Raw genomic sequence first — 8,067 nt, forward strand, 5'->3', positions numbered from 1 at the left:
CTGAGCAAGGGTGGGGCGGCTGGACGCTTACTGAACAGCAGCCAGCCCCAGCGCTCTTTTTTCTGGATATGGCGCACCGCTGCAACCAAGTTGAAAGCGCCATTGACCAAGGAAAATGCGCCGAACATGATGGTCATGGCCAACAGAGCCGATTGTGGCATCCAGAACGCAAGGGCTGCAAAAATCAATGCCACGACACCGCGCAGCACAAAAAGCCACCAATTTTGGCTCAGCGAACACAGTGCTTTGGTGGGGTCATCCGCATTGGAATTAGCGATGGTGTCTGTGTTCATGCAATATCTCCTAAAGATCTAATGGGGTGAAAAAGCAAACACTCCTGAGCCAAGAGAGGGGCGCGACGCGCCCCTCTTACGCCCTATCCAGCGGTTTCAGAACAACTTGGACAGCTTTGCCTTGATTTCATCGAGCCAGCCTATTCCGCCGCCTCCCCCAGCCGTCTTTTGCTTGACTTTCTTGAGTTCAGTATACAGGGGCTCAAAGTCCTTCTTCTTTCCATAGCCCAGCAGTTCTGCCATTTCCAACTGCTGCCGCGCTTCGTTCAATAATGTCTCCAGGCGCTCATTGGACGCTTCGCTCCGCTGACCATCTTCTACCAAGGTCTCGGCGCGCTTCAGGAGCAGCCTGGCGCGCAGGGCGGGCAGCGGATGCACGCTGCGCGTCTCGACCAACGTGCTGAGCGCTGCCTGCAGCGCGGCTTTGGCTTCTTCGATCTTGCCCTGATCGATCAGCGGCACGACTGCCTTCACGGCTGCGGGATAGGACGCCAAAGGGATGTTGGTGACCGTGATCACGATTTCACTGGCCAGCAAAGCCAGCACGTGGCGAGCCTGTTGCACCTCGCCATGTTTGAGGGCATCCAGCGCCTCGTCGGTCATCGCCTCAATGGTTTCCGTGTTGGCGAACAAGTCGTGCACGATGGTGCGCACATCAACGGGGGCCAGGGCGAGCGTGGGTTCGCGCGCAACGATCAGCTCCAGCTTTCCCGTCACTTCGGCCAGCGTTGCCAATGCGCGTGCAGCGTCCTTGCCGTCAAGTGCGGCCAGCGCTGATTTGGTCAGCGCCAAGGCCGAGACGGCCTCATCGAGGACTTGTTTACGTTTGTCTGCCGCCTGCGAGTCCATTTCCTTCTGAACCTCAGGCTGTACCTCCGTGACGACTTCAGGCTTGGCCTCTGGACTGACAGGAAGGCTGCTTACCGCGGCCTGTTCGTTTATTCCTTCGTTCGTCGCATTGGGATTCGATGTTTGCTCATTCATGGTGATATGCCTCGTATGAGTTAGTGAAAATAGGCGAATCTATTGGGGCCGACTGCGAATATCGCGAGACTGACCGATGGAGCAGTCGGCCCCTTCATCACCTCAAAACAGCTTTTGGATGCGCGTCTTCAACTCGTCGAACCATCCATTGCCGCTTTTGCCACCAGCCGACTTTTGCTCAATGGACTTCACCTGATCGAAGATGGGTTTGAAGTCCTCCTTCTTGCCATAACCCAGGATTTGCGCCAGCTCGATCTCCGTGCGCACGGACGACAGCAAGGTGCTGAGCTCCTCGTTCTGCTTGGCATCGCGCTTGTCAGTCTCGGCCAGCTTTTCAGCTTTTGCTATCGCGGCTTCGGCCCGTAGCACGGGCAGAGGGAGTACAACTTGGGTGACCACCAGCGTGTTCAGTGCTCGGGCGAGCTCTGCTTTGGCTTCGTCGATCTTGCCGCTGTCGACGAGCCGTGCAGCCGACTTGATCGCTGCCGGGTACGTTGCCATGGGCAGGTTGTCGGTTTCGATCACGATTTCGCTGGCCAGATTGGCAACGATGGGCCGGGCCTTTTGCACCTCGCCATCACCCAACAACTCCCGAGACAACTTGACCGCTTTCTTTACCGATTCCACGTTGGCGTGGATATCATGGGTGATGACGCGTACATCGACCGGCGCCAAAGCAAGTTTGGCGTCGCGTGCCAATACCAGTTCCAGCTTTCCGGTGGCCAGTTCCAGCGCAGCGAGCGCCTCCTTGGTCTTATTTGCATCAAGGAGGGTCAAAGCCTCCTGGGTCTTGGTGAGCGCCGTGATGGCGTCCTGAGTGAGCTCGGAACGCTTTTTTTCGGCTTCCTGGGCGGCCTTGTCGTCTACTTGTGGCTGCGCCGCCTTGGGTGCGACAGAGGGCGCTGCAGCGCTTGGACTTGCCGCCGATTGGGCCAAAACCGGTCCACTCAGTCCGATGCAGACCGCCAGGGCAAGTGCGGAACGGATGTATTGGGGCTGTTTGATATTCATGATGTTGGACTCCAATTGAAGTTAATTGACTGAAATTTCAATCTGCTTCGGCTTGGCTTGCTCGGCCTTGACAAGCCGCACTTCCAGCACGCCGTCTTTCATCGAAGCCGTCACCTTGGTCGGATCAACGTTGTCAGGTAAGACAAAGCTGCGCACAAAGCGGCCATACGCACGTTCGATGCGGTGGAATTTCTTGCCCTGCTCCTCTTTTTCCAGTTTGCGCTCGCCGCTGATGGTGAGTACGCCGTTTTCCGCGCTGACGCGCACGGCATCCTTGGGGACCTCCGGCAGATCCAGCTTGAGGAGGAATGCGTTCTCATCCTCGCTGATGTCCACCATTGGTGCCCAGTCCGCCGTGGTCATGGCTTCGTTGCCGGTACGGGCGCCCTGTCGCTGGGGTGTCCGTCCCAACATCGTCGCCAGGCGGTTTTGCAATTCATCCAGTTCCCGGAAGGGGTCCCACGGAGTCAATGCAGACATATCGGTTCTCCTTGAACAATGCCGGCGAATTGGATGACGCACCGAACAGAGCCGCCGGCTCACTCTGAATAGCGCCTACTACTTTTCGTTTCCATCAAGAACAAGTCCTTGGGTCAATTGAAGGATGTCGTTCTCGTCGAGCGTTTCCCGCGCCAGCAGTTCGCGCGCACAACGCTCCAGCACCGCGCGGTTGGTGTCGAGGATCCGGTAGGCGCGCTCGAACACACCCATCACGATGTCACGGATGGCTTGGTCGATGCGTGTCTGAGTCGATTCGGCTACCCGGCAGCCACCCTGTACCAGTTCAGGCGCATCAAGAAAACGCGGCCTCTGTGCCTCAAAAGCAACGTACCCCAAGCCCTCATCCATGCCGAAGCGCGTAATCATGTCGCGGGCAACGTCGGTGGCCCGTGCGAGGTCATCGGCAGCCCCGGTGGACAGCTCGCCGAACACGAGCTTCTCGGCCGCACGACCGCCCAGCAGCACGGCGATCTTGTGTTCCAGATCGGCGCGCGTCATCAGGAAGCGGTCTTCGGTGGGGCGTTGCAGCGTGTAGCCCAGCGCGCCGATGCCGCGCGGGATGATCGAGATCTTGTGCACGGGGTCGGTGCCGGGCAGCGCCAGCGCCACCAGCGCATGGCCCATCTCGTGATAGGCCACGGTTTCCCGCTCCTTGGGACTGAGCACGCGGTTCTTCTTCTCCAGGCCCGCCACGATGCGCTCGATGGCGGCGGTGAAATCCTGCAACTCCACGGCGGATGCTTTGCGCCGGGTCGCGGCCAGCGCGGCCTCGTTGACCAGGTTCGCGAGGTCTGCACCCGAAAAGCCCGTGGTCAGCGCCGCCACCTGTTCCAGATCTACACCGTGGGCCAGGGTGATCTTCTTGACATGGACCTTCAGGATATCCAGGCGACCTTTCTTGTCGGGACGGTCCACCAGCACCTGACGGTCGAAGCGACCGGCGCGAAGCAAGGCCTGATCGAGGATCTCCGGCCGGTTGGTGGCTGCAAGGATGATCAGCCCGACCGAGCTGTCGAAGCCATCCATTTCGGTGAGCAGCTGGTTGAGGGTCTGCTCACGCTCGTCGTGTCCACCGATCGGTCCTCCGACACCGCGTGCGCGGCCCAAAGCATCCAGCTCATCAATGAAGATGATCGCCGGCGCCTGCCCGCGGGCCTGCTCGAACAGGTCGCGCACGCGCGCCGCCCCCACGCCGACGAACATCTCGACGAACTCCGAGCCGGAGATGGAGAAGAACGGCACCCCGGCCTCGCCCGCCACGGCCTTGGCCAGCAGGGTCTTGCCCGTGCCGGGCGGGCCCACCAGCAACACACCTTTCGGGATGCGCGCGCCGAGACGACCGTAGTCCTGCGGGTTCTTCAGAAAATCGACGATCTCGACCAGCTCGGTCTTGGCTTCATCCACACCCGCCACATCGGCAAAGGTGACGCCGGTGTTCTTCTCCATGAATACCTTGGCGCGGCTTTTGCCGATGCTCAGGAAGCCACCCATGCCCTGCTTCTCGGCGAAGCGGCGGAACAGGAAGAACCAGACGCCGAAGAAGGCCACCGCCGGCAGAATCCAGGAGAGCACATCACGCAGCCAGGTGCTTTCCACCACCCGCGCATAGGGCACGTCGTACTTGGACAGCCGCTCGGCCAGGTCGGGTTCGACCCGGGTGGCCACGATGGTGGTCTTGCCCCGGCTGTCCGGCGATTTCAGGCGCCCGGTCACCGTGCGGTCCGCCACCAGCACATCGGCGACGCGCCCCTCGGCCAACGCCTTCTCGAATTCGCTGTAGGGCACGGGCTCGACGGTCTTGGCCGCCTGCCAGTAGTTCTGCAGCGTCAGCAGCAACAGACCGGCGACGATCCAGTAGCCAATGTTCCATTGATCTTTCTTTTCCATGGGCAGGGTACCTCGCAAGCCGTGTCGCTAGAGAACGGGGGTGAACAGACGGGCCACCCCGTCGCGCAAGCGGATGGCCAGCGGGCGGGCGCGCAACGCCTTCGCCGATATCTCGCCCGACGCATCACGAGCGGCATCAAAAAGGGATGACAGCCGCCTAGACAACGCGGTGTCGTACACCTCCACATTGAACTCGAAGTTGAGGCGCAAACTGCGCGCATCCCAATTGGCCGAACCCAGGCAGCACCACGCTCCGTCTACCAGCATCAGCTTGCTGTGGTCGAACGGGCCAGGCCGTTCGAAGATGCGTACACCGTGCTCCAGCACCTGCCAGTAGTGGGCACGCGCGGCCCATTGCACCGTGGGATGGTCGCCGTTTGCGGGCGTCAGCACGTCGATACGCACGCCGCGCAACGCGGCCGTACTCAGCGCCGCGATCATCGGCTGATCGGGGACGAAGTAAGGTGTCCAGATGCGCACCGAATGCTTCGCCGCGCTCAAAGCGCCCATGAAGGTCCAGCGCATCCGGTCCAGGGCCTCGTCGGGACCGGCCTCGATGCCGCGCGCCCAAGAGGTTCCTTGCTCATCAGCCATTACGGGCGGTTCGCCCCAGTAACCCTTGCTGAGCCGCTCGCCCGTGGTATCGCACCAATCATCGGTGAAGCTCCGCATCAGATGCTCTACCACCGGCCCGCGCAGACGAAAGTGCAAATCGTGACAGGCCTGGCCCGGCGCATCGGGCCGCCAATACGAACCGAAGATGTTCATGCCGCCGGTGAAACCCGTCTCGCCATCGATCACCAGCAGCTTGCGGTGATTGCGCAGATGCGCGGCATGCAGGCGCGCGGGAATCAACGTCGGGTTGAACGTCGCCGCCGGAACGCCGGCGCGTTGCAAGGCGCGGTAGGCGCTGCGGGGCCTCCAGCGGGCATAGACGTCGTCGATCAGCACCCGCACTTGCACGCCGCGCTCATGAGCCCGGCGCAGCGCATCGACGAACTGCGCCCCGATGCCTTGGCTGTCGAAGATGTACGAAGCCAGCGCGACGCTGTGCCGCGCCGACTCGATGGCAGCGAGCATGGCCGGGTAGGCCTGCTCGCCATCGACGAGCGGCTCGATGCGGTTGCCGCTGGTCAGCGACTGGCCGGTGGCACGTCCCACCAGGTGGGCCAGACCGGCAAGCGGCGGCGATACAGCCTCGGGCATCGTGGGCGAGAGGTCCTGCCGAGCAGCAGGATCTGCCCCCGGGAAGAGCCGCCGCGCCCGCCGCTGGTAACGGTTGATGCCGAACAGCCCATACAGCAGCGAACCGCCCAGCGGCAACAAGGCGATCAGCAGTACCCACAGCGTGGCCGATCGAGGGTCACGCTTGTAGATGACCGCGTGCCCCGCTGTGGGAACAGCGACCGCCAGCGACACGAGGGTGGCTGCCCATGTCAGCCCATTGGGGTCGGACACGACAGCCTCCCATCGCTCAAGATCCGCCGCCCGCTGACTTCTTCTTGCGCGCAGGCTTGCTCTCGCCGTTCGGCGGTGCCTCGGCCACGTTCGCTGCATCGGGCTTTTCAGGCTCGGCCGGCTGCGCGGCTGGCTCCTGGCGCTCGAAGACCACCCGTTCGGCCTTGTCATCCCAGCGGGCGCTGGCGTGATCGGCCTTGCCGATGCCACCACCGAGCATCTCGCGTGCCAGCGCGGTTTCCAGCTCGCTGCGGATCAGCCGCTTGAGCTCGCGCGCGCCGAACTCGGGTTTGTAGCCTTCCTCCGCGAAGTGGTCGATCAAGGTCTGGTCGAAGGTCAACGTCACGCCCTGGCTGGCGGCGTTGCGGGCCACACGATCGAGCTGCAGGCCGACGATATGGCGGATCTCCTCCTTACCCAGCGCATGGAAGACGATGATCTCGTCGATGCGGTTGAGGAACTCGGGGCGGAAGTGTCCGCGCAGCACGTCCATCACCTCGGACTTGGTCTTCTCGTATTCCTCGCCGGCGGCGCCACGGGCCTTCAGCCGACGCTGGATGATGTCCGAGCCCAAGTTCGAGGTGGCGATGATGATGGTATTGGTGAAATCCACCACCCGGCCCTTGCCGTCGGTGAGCCGCCCGTCGTCGAATACCTGCAGCAGGATGTTGTAGACGTCGGGGTGCGCTTTTTCGATCTCATCGAGCAACAACACGCTGTAGGGTTTGCGACGCACCTTCTCGGTGAGCTGGCCGCCCTCGTCATAGCCCACATAACCCGGAGGCGCGCCCACCAAGCGTGCCACGGTATGGCGTTCACCGTACTCGGACATGTCGATGCGCAGCAGCGCGCCCTCATCGCCATAGATGGACTCGGCCAGTGCCTTGGCGAGTTCGGTCTTGCCCACACCCGTCGGCCCGAGGAACAGGAAGGTGGCCACTGGCTTGCCGCCTTCGCGCAGGCCCGCGCGCGACAGCCGCACGGCATCGGCCACGGCACGTACTGCTTCGTCCTGGCCCACCAGGCGCTCGTGCAGCCGCTGCTCCAGATGCAGCAGCTTCTCGCGTTCTTCCACCGTCAGCTCGTTGACCGGAATGCCGGTCAGGCGCGAGACGATCTGCGCGACATGCTCGGCCTTGACTTCGGCGCTGCCCGAGGCGCGCTCGCGTTCCCATTCCTCGACGAGCTTCTTGAGCTCGGCCTCCTTGGCTTCGATGCGCTTGCCGAGCTCGGCGGCCTGGTCGTACTGCTTGCGCGCGGCCACGTAATCCTGTTCACGCCGCAGCTGGTGCAGTTCGGACTCCAGCTCCTGCACGGCCACCGGCCGGGCCGTGGCCGACAGCTTGACGCGCGCGGCCGCCTGGTCGAGCAGGTCGATGGCCTTGTCAGGCAAAAAGCGCGCGGTGATGTAGCGGTCCGACAACTCGGCGGCGGCGATGATCGCATCCTCGGTGATGCTGACCTTGTGGTGCGCCTCGAAGGTGTCGCGCAGGCCGCGCAGGATCATCATGGTCTGCGCTACCGTCGGCTCGGGCACCATCACCGGCTGGAAGCGACGCTCCAGCGCGGCGTCCTTCTCGATGTACTTCTGATACTCGTTGAGCGTGGTGGCGCCGATCAGGTTCAGTTCGCCGCGCGCCATCATCGGCTTGAACACGTTGGCCACGTCCAGCCCGCCTTCGCCGCCACCCTGGCCTGCACCGACGATGGTGTGCACTTCGTCGATGAAGAGAATCAGCTCGCCCTGGTGCTCGGTCACTTCCTTGAGCACCTTCTGCACGCGCTCCTCGAACTCGCCGCGGTACTTGGCGCCGGCCACCATGGCATTGATGTTGAGTTCCACCAGGCGCTTGTCGCGCAGCGTCTCGGGCACTTCGCCGGCGACCATGCGCTGCGCCAGCCCTTCGACGATGGCGGTCTTGCCGACGCCGGG

6 protein-coding genes and 1 pseudogene are annotated in these 8,067 nt (G+C 62.7%); all 7 read right to left on the minus strand.

The window, feature by feature from the left end; translation table 11 throughout:
* Positions 1 to 293 (minus strand): annotated as a pseudogene (hdeD-GI, locus tag HMPREF2924_RS16990) (heat resistance membrane protein HdeD-GI); the annotation flags it as partial.
* Positions 294 to 389: 96 nt separating this feature from the next.
* Complete coding sequence (gene yfdX2, locus HMPREF2924_RS16995; RefSeq protein ID WP_023083188.1) at positions 390 to 1,277, minus strand: heat resistance protein YfdX2; 888 nt, start codon at positions 1,275 to 1,277, stop codon at positions 390 to 392.
* Between the two features lie 102 nt (positions 1,278 to 1,379).
* Entirely contained in the window at positions 1,380 to 2,288 is a 909-nt protein-coding gene (gene yfdX1, locus HMPREF2924_RS17000) for a heat resistance protein YfdX1 (protein ID WP_021567662.1), read from the minus strand.
* Between the two features lie 21 nt (positions 2,289 to 2,309).
* Positions 2,310 to 2,768: a small heat shock protein sHSP20-GI gene (gene hsp20-GI, locus HMPREF2924_RS17005; RefSeq protein WP_019485624.1), complete on the minus strand. Its 459-nt coding sequence runs from the start codon at positions 2,766 to 2,768 to the stop codon at positions 2,310 to 2,312.
* Positions 2,769 to 2,846: 78 nt separating this feature from the next.
* The gene (gene ftsH / locus HMPREF2924_RS17010; RefSeq protein WP_023101528.1) at positions 2,847 to 4,676 is read right to left on the minus strand and encodes an ATP-dependent zinc metalloprotease FtsH; all 1,830 of its coding nucleotides are present in this window, start codon (positions 4,674 to 4,676) and stop codon (positions 2,847 to 2,849) included.
* Between the two features lie 27 nt (positions 4,677 to 4,703).
* Positions 4,704 to 6,134 carry a cardiolipin synthase gene (gene cls / locus HMPREF2924_RS17015; protein ID WP_023101527.1) on the minus strand — a complete coding sequence of 477 codons (1,431 nt, stop codon included), beginning with the start codon at positions 6,132 to 6,134 and terminating at the stop codon, positions 4,704 to 4,706.
* A 16-nt stretch (positions 6,135 to 6,150) separates the two neighbouring features.
* A partial coding sequence (locus HMPREF2924_RS17020; protein ID WP_070700584.1) for an ATP-dependent Clp protease ATP-binding subunit occupies positions 6,151 to 8,067 on the minus strand: 1,917 nt, incomplete at its 5' end.

It is taken from the genome of Pseudomonas sp. HMSC063H08, from assembly GCF_001813645.1.
Taxonomy (GTDB): Bacteria; Pseudomonadota; Gammaproteobacteria; order Pseudomonadales; family Pseudomonadaceae; genus Pseudomonas; species Pseudomonas aeruginosa.